The following is a 16,280-nucleotide window of genomic DNA, read 5'->3' as shown; positions in this document are numbered from 1 at the left end:
AAAATTGCACTGCAATGAAAATAGATAGACATAACATCTTCCCTTCATTAGCATTACTGATTAAATATTGGAAAAGTTGATGGCATCTGTTCGCTTTCTTTTTTATTCACTTTTTAGGACTCTCTTTCAGGGTGTGACCTCTTCGCTATAGCCACGAGTGTAGTATTTTTTATTTTATATAAAAAGATTTGGAAAGGTAATAACTGGAACATGGAAAATTCACTTTATTTTAAGATAATGTAAAAAATATACTGTTTCTAGTATAATAGGTTTATAAATTACTAAAAGCGGTGATGACAATGCAAAGCAACTTTTCCTTTTTACGTGGAAAATGGGATGTACTTGCTAACCTAGGTGAAGCAGCTGAAAAGAATGTCTACCAAGACCCGCATACAACTTTAATGAAGCTTAGACTGTTCGGAGAAACTATGTCTAAGTTTATTTTGGCTTTAGAAAATATCTCTGAACCATATCGCAATAGACATGTAGACCGTATTACAACACTACTAAATGAAGGGCTAGTAGAGCCTGAATTATATAATATATTTGATACGCTACGTTTGAAAGGAAACAAAGCATCTCACGAAGCAGGTTACGGAGAAATTGAAGAAGCGAAAGTGCTTTTAAACCTAGCCTTCCGATTATCAACTTGGTTTATGGAAGTGTATGGTGACTGGGGTTTTGAAGCTCCAAATTACATAGAACCTGAGGAACAAAGTGATATTGATGTAGACGCATTACAGCAAGAATATGACGATAAAGTAAAGGAATTAAAAAACGAGTTAGAAGAGATAAGAAGAAAAGCGGAAACTGAAGATGCCGAAGTTAAGGCTGAACGGAAAAAAGCATCTAGAAGATTTATGCAACGCCAACAATTAACCGAAGCAGAAACTCGCTCAATCATTGATGAAAAACTCAGTTTGGCCGGCTGGGAAGTAGATTCAAATTTATTGAACCACTACACTAAAGGAACTTTACCTGAAAAGAACAGAAACATGGCTATCGCAGAATGGAAAGTAAAAGGTGGAAGGGTTGATTACGCTCTTTTCATCGGTCTTGAACTGGTTGGCTTAATCGAAGCCAAAGCACAGAAACGGAACATTCCAGGTTATCTAGAAAGCCAAACCAAAACCTATGCTAAAAATGTGATTCAAATAGACGAGGAAAAGATAATAGGAAGCCACGGGGACTATAAAGTTCCGTTTTTATATGCCACTAATGGCAGGGCCTATTTGCAGCAATTGAAAGAAGAATCAGGAATTTGGTTTTGGGACTCTCGGAAGCCATTAGTACACGCTCGACCTTTGGAAGGTTGGCACTCCCCTGGAGATTTGAAACTTCTTCTAGAACAGGATGATACGGACGCTAACAAACGACTTGAAGAAGAAGATATTACTAAGTTCGGTTTACGTGATTACCAAAAAAATGCTGTACTAGCAACAGAAAATGCCTTAAAAAAAGGTCAGCGAAGAATGTTAGTTGCTATGGCGACAGGCACAGGGAAAACTCGGACAGCAATTGCTCTTATGTATCGTTTAATCAAATCTAAAAAGTGTCGAAGAATACTATTTTTGGTTGACCGTAATTCTTTAGGTCAACAAACTGAAGATGCTTTAATTGATACTAAAATAGACGGCTATTCCTTTGCAGACACATACGATGTTAAAACGCTTGAGGATATAAAACCAGAGCTGGAAACTAAAGTTCAAATTGCAACTGTTCAAGGCATGGTTAAAAGGTTGTTCTATAACGATGGTGAGAATATACCAAGTGTAGGGCAATATGACTTTATAATAGTGGATGAAGCACATCGGGGTTATACCGTAGACAGAGAAATGACAGAAGAAGAACTGGAATTTAAAGACCAAAACGATTATGTAAGTCAATATAGACGTGTTATTGATTATTTCGATGCTGCTTGTTTGGGGCTTACCGCTACGCCAGCACTTCATACGTCTGAAATCTTTGGAGACCCGATTTACAAATATTCCTACAGTGAAGCAGTTTTAGACGGTTGGTTAGTCGACCATGAACCACCGTATTTATTTAAAACTGAACTTGCAAAAGCAGGCATTAGTTTTGAAAAAGACGAAGAAGTTGAAGTATATGACGTTGATAACGCTGAAATTCAGTTAGAGAAGATGGAAGACACTGTTCATTTTGAAGTAGAGCAATTTAACAAGAAAGTCATTACTGAACCATACAATAGAGCGGTTTTAAGCAAACTCACTGATTATATTGACCCAACCAGCAACGAAAAGACACTTATATTTGCAGCTACAGACCAACATGCAGATTTAATCGTTCGCATATTGAAGGAAGAGTTTAGCAAGCGTGGTGATGAGATAGAAGATGACGCTATTGTAAAAATAACTGGCTACATCTATCATCCAAAAGATGCTATTAGGAAATTGAAAAATGAGCGATTGCCTAACATTGTGGTAACAGTAGATTTACTTACAACTGGAATTGATGTCCCTGCAATCACTAACATTGTATTTTTAAGGCGTGTTCAATCTCGTATACTTTATGACCAAATGCTAGGACGGGCTACTAGGTTATGCCCTGATATTGGCAAAACTCATTTTAATATTTTTGATGCTGTGGGAATATACGATAAGCTGAAAAGCTATACAGAAATGAAGCCAGTAGTTAAACAGCAAAATGATAGCATTAAGCAGATACGTGAATCTTTTGAACATGCTACCTCAGATGAAGAAGAAAAATTCTTCAGAAACCAGTTGGTAGCAAAATTACAACGGAAGAAACAAAGGTTGAATGAAGAAGCAGACCAAAAATTCAAGGAACTATCTGAAGGTAAAAGCATTGATGAATGGGTGAGTGAAGTTCAGGAATACACACCTAATGCAGCACAGAACCACTCTATATTGTTTGAGTTCATAGAAACATATCGACCAAAAGGTGAGAAACGTTACATTTCTAATAAAGTAGACGAAGTCAAGGGTGTAGAGCGTGGCTACGGAGTAGGAAATAGCCGTCCTGAAGATTATATTGATGGCTTTGTAAGTTTTATTAAAGAAAACATAAACGAAATACCTGCCTTAAATCTAGTTTGTACTCGTCCAAAAGACCTGACTAGACAAGACCTCAGGGAACTTATTACAATATTGGAAACTAAGGGTTATAAGCAATCCCACTTACAAACCGCCTGGAAACATACAAAAAATGAAGATATTGCAGCTGATATTATTAGTTTCATTCGACAAGTGGCTTTAGGTGAGGCCTTGGTTGACCATGAAACACGTATTAAAAGAGCAATGCAAAAAGTATATTCAATGAATGATTGGACACCGAGGCAGAAAAAGTGGCTGGAAAGAATAGAAAAGCAGTTAATCCAATTTCCAGTTTTAGCCCCTAACCCACAGGATGCTTTTTCTGAAGAACCTTTTCGTAGCAGTGGAGGCTATAATATATTAAAACGAGAATTTGGCGAAGACATTGATGATGTTGTTAATACTATCAATGATAACTTGTATATTAGCTGAAAATTTTGTGCCTCTTAATCGAGGCACTTTTACGTTATAATGATAGAGTTCCTAAAATAAGAAATGTATTAATAACATAGAAAATACTGGGGGTAAAAAAATGAACAACCAAGAAATCGTACAAAAGTTATGGAGTTTGTGTAATGTACTTCGAGATGATGGTATTACATACCAGCAGTATGTTACAGAGTTAACATATTTGCTGTTTTTAAAGATGATGAAAGAGCAACAGACTGAATCAGTTATTCCAGAAGGATATAGATGGGATGACCTATTGGAAAAAGAAGGCGTAGTGCTGAAGAGGTTTTATCAACTAGTATTGCTTGAATTAGGAAGTAGTGGAAATGAAAAGTTAAGTTACATATATAGCGATGCTTCCACAAGTATAAGTGAACCTAAGAACTTAGAAAAAATCATTAAATCAATTGACGCTCTAGACTGGTATAACGCAAAAGAAGAAGGGTTAGGTAACCTATATGAAGGTTTACTGGAGAAGAACGCCAGTGAAACGAAATCAGGGGCAGGACAGTATTTCACTCCTCGTGTTTTAATTGACATGATTGTTCAGCTAGTAGACCCAAAAGTTGGCGAAAAGTGTAATGACCCAGCAGCTGGAACATTTGGCTTTATGATTTCAGCTGACCGTTATTTAAAAGACAAAACAGACGATTATTTTGACTTAGACCCACAACAAGCAGAGTTTCAAAAAAGAGAAGCGTTTACTGGCATGGAACTCGTGCAGGGAACTCATCGTCTTGCATTAATGAATGCTTTACTCCATGATATGGAAGGGCGTTTGGAACATGGAGATTCTTTGTCAGGTAACGGAAAATGGATAAAGAACTTTGATGTTATTATGACAAATCCACCGTTCGGAACTAAAAGAGGTGGAGAACGTGTATCTCGTGATGATTTAACGTTTGAAACTTCTAACAAGCAATTAAATTTCTTGCAGTTAATATATAACGCTCTAAAAGATGATGGTAATGCTCGTGCAGCTGTCGTGTTACCAGATAATGTGTTGTTTGAGAGTGGCATTGGGGCACAAATTCGTAACGATTTAATGAATAAGTGTAACTTGCATACCATTTTACGGTTGCCGACTGGAATCTTTTATGCTCAAGGTGTAAAGACTAATGTATTGTTTTTCAGAAAAGGAAAAACAGACAAAGAAAACACTAAAAATGTATGGGTATATGACCTCCGTACAAACATGGAGTCATTCGGTAAACGTAATAAATTAACTTTGGCTCACTTCGAGAACTTTATGAAGGCATATGAAGCAGAAGACCGTTCTAAAGTAACGGATGAACGTTGGGGTAGATTCACTAGAGAAGATATTGCTAAAAAAGATGATAATTTAGATATTGGCCTTATAGCAGATGAATCACTTTCATCTTATGACAATTTGCCAGACCCTATTGAGTCAGCAGGAGATGCTGTAAATAAACTTCAACAAGCGATGGATTTATTAAATGAAGTGGTAACTGAACTAAGAACTGTTGAAGAAAACAAGGTGGTCAAAAAATGAGTAAGAAAAAAAAGACCATTGAAAATTTAATGGAAGAAGCATTGCTATCAAAAGATGAAATACCGTATCAATTACCTGAAAATTGGATTTGGAGTAAGTTAGGGAAATTGCTGAATGAAATTCAGTATGGATATACTGAAAAATCTACTTTTGAAAAGATAGGGCCACATTTTTTAAGGATAACGGATTTAAATGAAGAAGGTATTATTTGGGATGAAGTCCCTTATTGTAATATTAATGATAAAGACTTTAAAAGGTATAAGTTGAAAAATAATGATGTTGTAGTTGCTAGAATGGGGTCTGTTGGAAAAAGTCAAATTATAAAGCATCCTGAGCCATCTGTATTCGCCTCTTATTTAATTAGGTTAAAAGTAAATAAATCATTAGATGCAAATTACCTATCCTTATTTATGAAAAGTCCACTTTATTGGAATCAAGTCACAAGTAACAGCAAAGGGACAACTAGAGCAAATATAAACACAAAAGGATTAAAGAACTTAAATGTACCTTTGCCTGCAATAAATGAACAAAAGCGTATCGCTGAAAAGGCAGAACGTCTTTTAAATAAAGTTCAGGAAGCGAAACAGTTAATTGAAGAAGCGAAGGAAACATTTGAACTTCGTAGAGCAGCCATTTTGGATAAAGCATTTCGTGGGGAATTAACTAAAAAGTGGCGTGAAGAATATCCATATGTGAAAACAGGTGAAAGTATTATAAAGGATTTTGAAATTCAAAATACTAAAACTAAGCTTCCCTATGATTTAGAAGAATCTGAATTGAATAAATTACCTGTTCCTAGCACATGGAGTGTTGCATATTTAGGGAATGTTAGTGAAATACAGGGAGGCATTCAAAAAACATCAAAGAGAAGACCTGTTGAGAATTATTATCCATATTTAAGAGTTGGTAATGTGTATAGAGGGCATCTAAAACTCGACAAAATTGAGTATTTTGAGTTATTGGATTCGGAATTAGAAAAATGGAAATTAAAAAAAGGTGATTTGTTATTAGTGGAAGGAAATGGCAGTTCAAAAGAGATTGGTAGAAACGCAATTTGGAATGAAGAAATTAGTGATTGTGTTCATCAAAACCACCTAATTAGAAGTCGTATGCTTGAAGGAATAGAACCTTTATTTATCTCACACTATTTAAATTCCTTTTTTGGGATTAAAGAAATGATGACCCAAGCAAGTTCATCAAGTGGTTTATATACATTAAGCGTGAAGAAAGTTAGCAAAATCCTAGTGCCTGTACCACCAACTGAAGAACAAATTGTTATAGTTAAAGAACTTGAAAAGTATTTTGAAAAGGAAAAGAAAGCACAAGAATATATATCAGAAGTTGAGAGTCAAATTGATAATGTTACTAATTCTATATTGCAAAAAGCCTTCAAAGGTGAATTAGGAACAAATGACTCATCTGAAGAAAGCGCATTTGAACTGCTTAAAGAAGTTCTTCAAGAGCAAGTAAAATAAGGGTTTTATATAAGCAACATTCTTATTGGCCATTCTGCATTATAGCAGTTGGTCAATTTTTATATACGTGAAATTTGGATTACTTTGCAATTGTGTGCTTTTGATTGTGTTATTATTACTTTTGTAGGAATTTGATAGGGGTGAAAAAATTGGGGAACAAAGTAGTAGAAGCTATTTTTTATGCAATAGCAGGTGGACTTGTTACATTTGTAGCACCATTGTTAGCCACTCTTTTTTTTGAGGATACACCTGAAGCTAATATAGGAAAATCAATTGCGATTAACGAAAATGAGTTTATTTTGCCTATAGACTTAACTACATACAAAGATAATATTGAAGAATTAAGAATTACGGTACCAATTAATATTACAAAAGAACAAATTAAATCTGAAACGCCTTTAAAAATATCAGTTCTGGATAACGATGTTAGAAATGCAGATGGCACAGATATAGCTATAAATAACATAACTTCAGATAAAGAAATTCAGTTAGCAATTATTTCAAGTGAGCGATTTGAATCTGAAGAAATAGATATTACAAATACTGGCAATAATATCAATACCAATTTGCTTTCTGAAAAAGAAAGTCCGGCAGCTTCTCGAGTGAAAGATTTATTTTTATCAGCTATTTTATATTCCATTTTAATAGGAGCTTTCGCTTATTACTTTATTAATAAAACTGATAAGAAATATAATGAGGTAAGAGACCATTTGGAAATAAGAGAATCAGAAATAAATAGATTAAAGGAAGACAGTGAAAATACAGAGGACAAATTATCAAAAGCCCAGAGTGACTTTCAAAAAAGCCGAGATGATTTTAGAAAGAGACAGCTAGTAATTCAAGCAAAATTATATGATTACCGTAAGGAAATAAATTTTTGGAGAGATACTATTAGAAAAATGCTTTATCAAAATAAAATTGATGAAGCAAAAGCTGAGGAATTATTTGATATTGTTACTTTTTCATTGGGAACTTATGAAACAAAAGGAAATAAGGATTTGTACCATGATTATGAACATCTAAAAGTACTTTCTAGATATGTGAATGATATAGAAAGCGATTGATTTTATTAATTTAATGTTTGCTCCTTACCAGCAGGGCTTATTCAATATAATAATATTGTAAATAATAAATAAAAGAAGGTCAGAAAACTTAATTTCATTTATGTATTTACCTCCTTATAAGATTGAGCAATCAGCGTTCAAAGAATAAAATTCGCTGGTTGCTCTTTTACATAAATATATAGTCGTTGAATATTAATTCTCAAAATTTTGTGCTTACATAAAAAGTTAATGGTATAATATGGATAACCTGCAGGGAAGTGGCGAAGTAGGTCTGGAACGAAATGTCCTGTCTAGGGGCATAGTAGTTCTAAGTACTGCCTCCTTCATGAGGTGAATTTGTCCCGATGGAAGTTGATATTCGTATTCGAGTTAGATTTCCTTTCGTAATCATAGAAATACTTTGGGCGATAATGAACATATTTCTATGAGGCGTCTGTAGGTTTTGCCTTTGTCCCAAAGCGAAGAGACCTAGGCATTACCCATTCCTTTTATTAGGAGTGGGTTTTCTTTTTTCCTTATTATAAGGAAGCAATTGATAATCGTTACGACATACCTATAATGACTGTTGATTTATGTTCATAGTCCTCTTATGATATATGTAACAATTTATTCAAGAGGAATTAATCAACAGACATTGGTGTCACAAGGTTTTAATTTTTAACAATGATGATGTGCAGGATATCTATCATAACCTTGAAGCGGATGAAGAGGTATTAGAAAAACTAACTTGAAATAATCCCTGATTATAATAGCTTCTATTTCTGGGCAAACTGGAAATAGGAGCTATTTTTTATATCCTTTAACAAGGTTTCGTATGAAAGAGGATAAAAAACTGAGGCTTTCCTCATCATATTCATACGGCCAAGTTTTTCTAAGGGGGGATTCGATGAAAACGACAATATGGAAATCGCTCACGATTAGTTTATTGATACTCTTATTTTTTATTGCAGTATTGGATGATCGGCCTTCGAGCGGGGAGGAAGATGAAGCAAAAAAAAGTTCCCTGGAGGAGCCTGTATCCTTGGTGGCAAGTCAACCATTAGAAGTAAAAGTGACCATGGAAAAGCAATATCTTGATGGAGTTACAGAGGTAGAAGAAAAAATAGAAACCATTTGGGCGATGGAAGACTTTTGGGCTAATTATGATGGTTGGACACTAATGAACCAGGGAGAAGGTTTTGTAGAGTTTTATAAGCAAATAGACGACCTTTCTCCGGAAGTAAAAGCAAATGGTTATTTTGGTATTGATTTAAATGATCAGTTAACGATTTTCCTTGGAAAGCCTACAGAAGGAAAAGTGATAGAATCATTTTTTCCTATTCCAGTGGATACTTTGGAAAGCAGTCGAAGGAAAGAATTGGAGCAGGGAATAAAGATTCAAGATAAAAACCACTTTAACAAAGTTATCGAAACATATGCTGATCGAGATCCTATTGATAAACATTAACATTTACGCTCTCCAATCGTTCAGATGGAGGGCTTTTCTTTTAAGGGTGAGGATAGGCGAACATGTGCTTGTATGTTACAATAAGTGGAGAAATTTGATTGTGAGAAGGGAAAATAAACATGATAGCATATGTTCGGGGAAAATTAACGGTCATAGATGATGAGAGTGTCATAGTAGAAGCAAATGGAGTTGGCTATGAATTGATTTGTGCCAACCCGTTTTCATTTCAAGAATATCTAGAAAAAGAGATCAAAATACATACCTATCATTATGTCAGAGAAGACTTGCAGACTTTATATGGATTTAAAAAAAGGGAGGATAAAGCACTTTTCTCTAAATTGTTGAATGTATCGGGAATTGGGCCAAAAGGAGCGCTGGCTGTACTTGCTTCTACCAGTGTGCGTGATTTTGTAACCGCAATTGAACAGGAAGATGAAAAGTTTCTGACCCGTTTTCCAGGAGTCGGCAAGAAAACAGCACGGCAAATGATACTTGACCTGAAAGGGAAACTGGTGGCATGGCTTCCCGATGAAGATAACGAAACGTCGATCTTTTATACGAAAGACCATACTTCACAGGAGCGCAGCCAGGCGGTTGAGGAAGCTCTGGAAGCAATGAAAGCGCTGGGATATTCAGAACGTGAGCTGAAAGCACTTCGTCCGAAGCTGGCGAACAGTGATCATGCTAACGTAGATGATTATGTACGCCATGGATTACAATTAATGATGAAAAATTGAGCGCGGAGGTGAATTGGTTTGGAAGAACGGATGATATCCAGTGATTTGCAAGAAGAAGATGCTTCCATTGAGTTGAGTTTGCGGCCTAGTCGATTAAGTCAGTATATTGGCCAGCCGAAAACAAAACGGAATTTGGAAATTTTCATTGAAGCAGCAAAAATGAGAAATGAACCATTGGATCATGCTTTATTATATGGTCCTCCAGGGCTCGGGAAAACTACATTAGCTTCAATTATTGCCAATGAAATGGGGGTTCAGTTCCGGACCACGGCAGGACCTGCTATCGAGCGTGCCGGTGATTTAGCAGCTATTTTATCTTCATTGGAGGCAGGGGATGTACTATTCATCGATGAAATCCACCGACTGCCAAGATCTGTGGAAGAAGTGCTCTATCCGGCTATGGAAGATTTCTGTCTCGATATTGTCATTGGGAATGGTCCCAGTGCAAGGTCCGTCCGTCTAGATCTCCCACCTTTTACATTAGTAGGAGCGACCACGAGGGCAGGGTTGTTATCGGCTCCGCTTCGGGATCGGTTTGGAGTACTAAGCCGGCTGGAGTATTACGATACAAAAGATTTATGTGATATCGTAGAGCGCACCGCTGATATTTTTCAGGTGGGAATTACTCGAGATGCAGCAATAGAAATCGCAAGAAGGTCACGGGGAACACCGAGAATCGCCAATCGGTTGTTGAAGCGTGTACGGGATATTGCACAAGTCAAAGGGAAAGACGAGATAGACTTGGAAATAACGCAAGAAGCATTAGAAATGCTCCAGGTAGACCCGGTAGGACTGGATCATATTGATCACAAACTGCTATTAGGCATTATGGATAGCTTTCAAGGAGGTCCAGTAGGCTTGGATACCATCGCCGCTACCATAGGGGAAGAATCACAGACGATAGAAGATGTATATGAACCATATTTGCTTCAAACCGGCTTTATCCAACGCACACCGCGGGGAAGGGTAGTAACACCCAAGGCTTATCTCCACTTTCAACGGGAGGTGCCTGAAGCTTGACCGGATTCGGAAAAATATTTATTGTAATAGGGGTTGTGTTTATCATTATTGGCTTGCTATGGAGCTTTATTGGCAAGCTGCCAGGTGATATCAGCTTTAAAAAGGGAAATGTAACGTTTTATTTTCCTATTGTTACATCCATTGTGGTAAGCATCATACTTTCATTGATTTTTTACTTCTTTGGTAAAATAAAATGAATAGAGATAGGAGATAATTATGGACATCAAGCAATATGACTTTGACCTGCCTGAAGAGTTGATCGCGCAAACCCCGTTGCTGGATCGATCTTCATCCCGGCTAATGGTGTTGGATAAAAAGGAAAAAACCATAAACCACAGAAGATTCTCGGATATTAAAGAATTTTTAAAGCCAGGAGACTGCCTGGTTTTAAATGATACTAGAGTATTGCCTGCAAGGCTGTATGGGGTAAAAGAAGATACAGGTGCGAAAGTAGAAGTTCTTCTGCTTCATCAGACCGAGTCGGATGAATGGGAAGTACTTGTAAAACCTGCAAAGAAAATCAAGGTTGGAACAAGGATAATTTTTGGTGAAGGGAAATTGGCGGCGGAATGTACAGCTACCGAAGATCATGGTGGACGTCAGCTGCGTTTCGAGTATGAGGGAATATTTCTTGAAGTCCTGGAAGCGTTGGGCGAAATGCCATTGCCACCCTATATCAAGGAGCAGCTTTCTGATAGTGAAAGGTATCAGACTGTATATGCGAAAGAAGAAGGTTCTGCCGCAGCACCGACAGCGGGACTGCATTTCACAAAAGAGCTGTTGCAGGAGATTGAACAGGCTGGTGTCGAACTGGCGTATATTACCTTACATGTAGGTCTGGGCACATTCAGACCAGTGAGTGTAGATAACATTGAAGACCACGATATGCATGCCGAGTTTTATCAAGTATCACAAGCTACAGCAGAAAAGTTGAATCGTGTCCGTGAGAACGGTGGGAGGATCATTTCTGTGGGGACTACTTCTACACGAACGTTAGAAACAATCATGCGGGATCATGGGACTTTTACAGAAGCCTCAGGCTGGACTGATATTTTTATCTATCCACCTTATGAACTGAAAGCGATTGATGGTTTGATTACGAACTTCCATTTACCACAGTCCACATTAATCATGCTTGTCAGTGCCCTGGCAGGACGAGAATTCATTTTACATGCGTACCAGCAGGCTGTAGAAGAGCGATATCGCTTTTTCAGCTTTGGTGATGCAATGTTGATTTTATAAGGAAAGGGTTTAATTACTAATGGCAATCACCTATGAATTTATAAAGACATGTAAACAGACAGGTGCTCGTCTTGGGAAGGTGCATACACCGCACGGTTCTTTCGATACACCTGCCTTTATGCCCGTAGGGACTCTTGCTACCGTTAAAACGATGAGCCCGGAAGAGTTGCAGGAAATGAATGCGAATATCATTCTTTCTAATACCTACCACCTATGGCTGCGCCCAGGGGAAGATATCATCGAAGAAGCAGGTGGACTCCACAAGTTCATGAACTGGGATGGGGCAATTCTGACGGACTCAGGCGGATTCCAGGTGTTCAGTTTGAGCGATTTACGGCAAATTGAAGAAGAGGGCGTACATTTTCGTAACCATATCAGCGGGGAGAAATTATTTCTTTCCCCTGAAAAAGCCATGCACATCCAGAATGCGCTAGGATCAGATATTATGATGGCATTCGACGAATGTCCTCCATATCCAGCGGAATATGACTATATGAAGAAATCGGTAGAACGGACAAGCCGTTGGGCTGAACGCTGTTTAACTGCCCATAAGAAACCAGATAAACAAGGGCTGTTCGGCATTGTCCAAGGTGGAGAATACGAAGAGCTTCGGCGCCAAAGTGCAGAAGATTTAACGTCACTCGATTTTCCAGGCTATGCGATTGGCGGTTTATCTGTCGGAGAACCAAAAGATGTGATGAATCGGGTGCTGGAGTTTACCACACCGATGCTCCCTGAAAACAAACCAAGGTATCTAATGGGTGTCGGTTCACCGGATTCCTTGATTGATGGATCCATTCGAGGAGTAGACATGTTTGATTGCGTACTACCGACCAGGATTGCCCGAAACGGCACCTGCATGACATCAAACGGAAGACTGGTCGTGAGAAATGCTAAGTTTGCCAGGGATTTCCGTCCAATTGATGAAAAGTGTGACTGCTATACCTGCAGGAATTATTCCAGCGCTTATATCAGACATTTGGTGAAAAATAATGAAACATTTGGCTTTCGATTAACTACTTACCATAACTTATATTTTCTGTTAAAATTAATGGAGCATGTCCGCCAGGCTATTAGAGAAGACCGTCTTGGCGACTTCAGAGAAGAATTCTTTGAACAATATGGTTTCAATAAACCAAATGCGAAGAATTTCTAGAAAGGGGGAATGAAAATGGAAGGAATATTAGGATTATTACCTATCATCCTTATGTTCGTTATTTTCTATTTCTTGTTAATCCGCCCACAGCAAAAGAAACAGAAGAAAGTACAGCAAATGCAAGCGGATTTACAAAAAGGAAATAGAATCATTACTATCGGGGGTCTTCATGGGACCATCCATGCCCTTGATGAAGGGACCGTCGTATTGACTGTCAATGATGGAACAAAGATGACTTTTGATCGTTCAGCTGTACGAGAGGTACTTAACCAGGACTAAAAAAATGACTCCGGCGATTTATATCGCGGAGTCATTTTTTATTTCCTGCAGCTCTGTTGGAGCGGATATTAACTCCTAACATTCCTCCGATTAACGCTGAGCCCACCATTCCCGCAAGATAAGGCACCTGACTTAATTGTACCCCCTGTTGAAGGCCGAGATATTGATAAAGGATTATGAATAACAAAAAGGCCCCGCCCGTTATCAGTCCATACATCCAGCCTTTTTCCTGCCCCCGATGTCCTGCTGTTGCTCCGCCGGTAAACAGAATGAGCATGGCCAAAATCATGGTGAATAAGTTTATGAGATTCGTATCAATGGTGGTAAACCGCAATAATAATGCCAATATGAAACTGCTAGTCAACATAAGAATCAGGATAATGGCCAAACCATATCCCAAAGCTGTCCAAACTTCTTTCTTCATTGTCTCCCTCCTTGTCTGCTTTGTCCCTACACTATATGACTTTAAAATTATAAATAGAAGTATATATTTTTAGCCGCTTATGAATAGACATCATAGAAAAGGCTGAAAAGGGGACAGGTTATGTTAACATGGATGGCCATATTAATTTTTATCATCAGTTACGGATTAATTATGTCTGAAAAGATAAATAGAGCCCTGGTAGCTATTGCGGGGGGAGTATTACTACTACTTACGAATGTATACGAATGGAAGGATGCTTTTACTCATTATATCGATTGGGAGACGATCGCCCTTTTATTCTCTATGATGGTTCTGGTAGCCATTACAAAAAAGACAGGTGTTTTTGAATATGTCGCCATCAGTTTTGCGCAAATGGTGAAAGGCAGACCGGTCCCGCTTTTGATTGGTACAGCAATATTAACCGCAGTGGGCTCTGCTTTTCTTGATAATGTTACGACCGTTCTATTATTTGTCCCTATCTTGTTGACTTTGACCAGCCAGCTGAATCTCCCTGCGTTTCCTTTTCTTCTTACTACTATTTTTAGTGCAAATATTGGCGGGACGGCAACGTTAATTGGAGATCCGCCGAATATAATGATCGGACAGGCGGTAAAGCATTTTACATTCGTTTCATTTTTAGTCAACCTTGGGCCAGTAGTAGTAATTATTTTTGTGTTTACCCTTGGCGGTATGGTTATGCTGTTTCGCAAACAATTGAAATATGAGAAAGACAAGGCGAAAGCTCTGATGCAACTGAACCCATCCAGTTATTTAAAGAAAACACCAATGTTATATCAATCTCTGTCTGTTATGGGATTGACAATGGTCGGATTTCTAATGCACCCGATCATCCATGTCGAATTAACGACGGTTGCAGTATGTGCTGCTGTTTTATTGTTGTTATTGACGGATGCTGAAGCGTCCAGTGAGAAAATATTTCAGGAAGTGGAATGGGTCACTTTGTTCTTTTTTATCGGGCTATTCATGTTAGTTGGAGGTCTGGAGAAAGTAGGGGTAATTGATGAAATAGCCAGAGGAATGATGTGGTTATCTGGCGGGGACTTGCCGATGACCTCCTTGATTGTATTATGGAGTGCTGGTCTACTATCTGGAATCGTAGATAATATCCCGTTTGTAGCAGCTATGATTCCAGTGGTACAGGAACTTCAAGGTTACGGGATGATGAATATCGACCCGATTTGGTGGTCATTGGCACTTGGCGCTTGTCTTGGAGGAAATGGTACATTGCTTGGAGCTTCTGCCAATGTAGTAGTGGCTGGACTGGCTGCGAGTGCCAACCATCAAATTCCGTTCCTTAAATTTCTAGTCTATGGAATTCCGGTTTTGCTTTTCTCCCTGTTGGTAGCAACCATATACGTTTACTTCCGCTTCCTTGTTCCCTTCTTGTCGTAGAAACTGTCACCCAAAAAAACATTAAATATCCCCGTCCTAAAAAAGTTTGGAGTGGACATTACAGCATTGCTGACACCTAAGTTAAAGGCTTAGGTGCTTTTTTATTGTTACCTGATATCTGAAATCTGCGTAACAATCCATTAATCCATAAAAGATATTATTACCTTCATGTATTTCCTTTTAATTGGAGTCAGTGGATTATAATTATAAGCTTAATATTTATTAGGATAAAAACTGTTAATTTGGAAAAAGTAACAAGTGACATCTAGACGGACGCCAGGGGTGGAATAAAAGTGGATATACAAATAGGGACGATATTATTTCGCACGCTGCTTACTTATTTGCTGATTTTAGTCATTCTCAGGCTGATGGGAAAGAGGGAAATTGGTGAATTGAGCGTATTGGATCTAGTAGTATTTGTCATGCTGGCAGAAATAGCCGTCTTCTCGATTGAAGAGCCCGATAAATCTTTGTACCACGCTATTCTCCCTATGGCTGTACTATTAGCTATCCAGCGGTTGACCGCTTTCATATCTTTAAAAAGCCAGAGATTTCGTGAATGGTTTGATGGGACTCCTTGTATTATAATTAAGCATGGTAAAGTGGATGAACATGAAATGAAAAAGCAACGCTATAATTTCAATGATTTACTTGTTCAGCTTAGGGAGAAAGAAATTTATAGTATCCAGGATGTAGAGTATGCGATACTCGAACCAAATGGTAAGCTGTCCGTATTACAAAAAGATGAAAATTCTCCAGAGCATACAACTGGATACTCTGCTGTATTGATTGCTGATGGCAAGTTCCAATATGATTCCTTGAAGCGAGTGAAAAAGAATAAGAGCTGGCTCATAAATGAACTGAAGAAGAGAGGATATGAATCAGAAGAATCCATATCTATATGTTCAATCGACGAGCAAGGAGAATTATTCATCGACGAAAAGAATGAGTATGAATAACAAATATGAAGACTGCAAATAAAAAAG

Annotated in this window: 14 protein-coding genes; 13 read left to right on the top strand and 1 reads right to left on the bottom strand. The window is 37.9% G+C overall.

Features of this window, described 5'->3' with window-relative positions:
• Positions 1-299: 299 nt before the first annotated feature.
• The 11 genes from hsdR (at position 300) to yajC (ending at position 13,457) form a co-directional block, all read left to right on the top strand.
• A complete protein-coding gene (gene hsdR / locus B9Y67_RS19375) occupies positions 300-3,506 on the top strand; it encodes a type I restriction-modification system endonuclease (RefSeq protein WP_085508983.1) in 3,207 nt (1,068 codons plus the stop codon).
• A gap of 100 nt (positions 3,507-3,606) precedes the next feature.
• A complete protein-coding gene (locus B9Y67_RS19370; RefSeq protein ID WP_085508982.1) occupies positions 3,607-5,037 on the top strand; it encodes a class I SAM-dependent DNA methyltransferase in 1,431 nt (476 codons plus the stop codon).
• Positions 5,034-6,512 (top strand): restriction endonuclease subunit S, encoded by a 1,479-nt coding sequence (locus tag B9Y67_RS19365; RefSeq protein WP_085508981.1) that lies wholly within the window; start codon positions 5,034-5,036, stop codon positions 6,510-6,512. Before B9Y67_RS19370 ends, B9Y67_RS19365 begins: the two co-directional genes overlap by 4 nt.
• Positions 6,513-6,661: 149 nt before the next feature.
• A complete protein-coding gene (locus B9Y67_RS19360; protein ID WP_085508980.1) occupies positions 6,662-7,576 on the top strand; it encodes a hypothetical protein in 915 nt (304 codons plus the stop codon).
• Positions 7,577-8,462: 886 nt separating this feature from the next.
• Positions 8,463-9,023: a BofC C-terminal domain-containing protein gene (locus B9Y67_RS19355; protein WP_176224057.1), complete on the top strand. Its 561-nt coding sequence runs from the start codon at positions 8,463-8,465 to the stop codon at positions 9,021-9,023.
• A gap of 119 nt (positions 9,024-9,142) precedes the next feature.
• The gene (gene ruvA / locus B9Y67_RS19350) at positions 9,143-9,760 is read left to right on the top strand and encodes a Holliday junction branch migration protein RuvA (protein WP_085508978.1); all 618 of its coding nucleotides are present in this window, start codon (positions 9,143-9,145) and stop codon (positions 9,758-9,760) included.
• A gap of 18 nt (positions 9,761-9,778) precedes the next feature.
• Entirely contained in the window at positions 9,779-10,780 is a 1,002-nt protein-coding gene (ruvB, locus tag B9Y67_RS19345) for a Holliday junction branch migration DNA helicase RuvB (protein ID WP_085508977.1), read from the top strand.
• A complete protein-coding gene (locus B9Y67_RS19340; RefSeq protein WP_062446990.1) occupies positions 10,777-10,977 on the top strand; it encodes a DUF2905 domain-containing protein in 201 nt (66 codons plus the stop codon). Before ruvB ends, B9Y67_RS19340 begins: the two co-directional genes overlap by 4 nt.
• Positions 10,978-10,996: 19 nt before the next feature.
• On the top strand, positions 10,997-12,022 hold the full coding sequence (queA, locus tag B9Y67_RS19335; protein ID WP_085508976.1) for a tRNA preQ1(34) S-adenosylmethionine ribosyltransferase-isomerase QueA: 1,026 nt from the start codon (positions 10,997-10,999) through the stop codon (positions 12,020-12,022).
• Between the two features lie 19 nt (positions 12,023-12,041).
• Positions 12,042-13,178: a tRNA guanosine(34) transglycosylase Tgt gene (gene tgt, locus B9Y67_RS19330; RefSeq protein ID WP_085508975.1), complete on the top strand. Its 1,137-nt coding sequence runs from the start codon at positions 12,042-12,044 to the stop codon at positions 13,176-13,178.
• Between the two features lie 15 nt (positions 13,179-13,193).
• Positions 13,194-13,457 (top strand): preprotein translocase subunit YajC, encoded by a 264-nt coding sequence (gene yajC / locus B9Y67_RS19325; RefSeq protein ID WP_062446981.1) that lies wholly within the window; start codon positions 13,194-13,196, stop codon positions 13,455-13,457.
• A 31-nt stretch (positions 13,458-13,488) separates the two neighbouring features.
• Here the strand turns inward: yajC and B9Y67_RS19320 are convergent, their stop codons facing one another.
• Positions 13,489-13,881: a TIGR04086 family membrane protein gene (locus B9Y67_RS19320; RefSeq protein WP_085508974.1), complete on the bottom strand. Its 393-nt coding sequence runs from the start codon at positions 13,879-13,881 to the stop codon at positions 13,489-13,491.
• A gap of 120 nt (positions 13,882-14,001) precedes the next feature.
• On the opposite strand from B9Y67_RS19320, the gene B9Y67_RS19315 reads away from it, so the two are divergent.
• A complete protein-coding gene (locus B9Y67_RS19315) occupies positions 14,002-15,294 on the top strand; it encodes an ArsB/NhaD family transporter (RefSeq protein WP_085508973.1) in 1,293 nt (430 codons plus the stop codon).
• A gap of 293 nt (positions 15,295-15,587) precedes the next feature.
• Positions 15,588-16,253, top strand: a complete 666-nt coding sequence (locus tag B9Y67_RS19310) for a DUF421 domain-containing protein (protein WP_254901846.1) — start codon at positions 15,588-15,590, stop codon at positions 16,251-16,253.
• Positions 16,254-16,280 lie beyond the last annotated feature (27 nt).

It is taken from the genome of Thalassobacillus devorans (assembly GCF_900176565.1).
Lineage (GTDB): Bacteria > Bacillota > Bacilli > Bacillales > Halobacillaceae > Thalassobacillus > Thalassobacillus devorans_A.
This window is presented reverse-complemented; position numbering and strand designations above follow the sequence as displayed.

Bases quoted from the DNA above. Each gene is read 5' to 3' on its own strand.
- ruvA (WP_085508978.1), top strand. From the start codon at position 9,143: ATGATAGCATATGTTCGGGGAAAATTAACGGTCATAGATGATGAGAGT.
- B9Y67_RS19355 (WP_176224057.1), top strand. From the start codon at position 8,463: ATGAAAACGACAATATGGAAATCGCTCACGATTAGTTTATTGATACTC.
- yajC (WP_062446981.1), top strand. From the start codon at position 13,194: ATGGAAGGAATATTAGGATTATTACCTATCATCCTTATGTTCGTTATT.
- hsdR (WP_085508983.1), top strand. From the start codon at position 300: ATGCAAAGCAACTTTTCCTTTTTACGTGGAAAATGGGATGTACTTGCT.
- B9Y67_RS19315 (WP_085508973.1), top strand. From the start codon at position 14,002: ATGTTAACATGGATGGCCATATTAATTTTTATCATCAGTTACGGATTA.
- B9Y67_RS19370 (WP_085508982.1), top strand. From the start codon at position 3,607: ATGAACAACCAAGAAATCGTACAAAAGTTATGGAGTTTGTGTAATGTA.
- tgt (WP_085508975.1), top strand. From the start codon at position 12,042: ATGGCAATCACCTATGAATTTATAAAGACATGTAAACAGACAGGTGCT.
- B9Y67_RS19320 (WP_085508974.1), bottom strand. From the start codon at position 13,881: ATGAAGAAAGAAGTTTGGACAGCTTTGGGATATGGTTTGGCCATTATC.
- B9Y67_RS19365 (WP_085508981.1), top strand. From the start codon at position 5,034: ATGAGTAAGAAAAAAAAGACCATTGAAAATTTAATGGAAGAAGCATTG.
- queA (WP_085508976.1), top strand. From the start codon at position 10,997: ATGGACATCAAGCAATATGACTTTGACCTGCCTGAAGAGTTGATCGCG.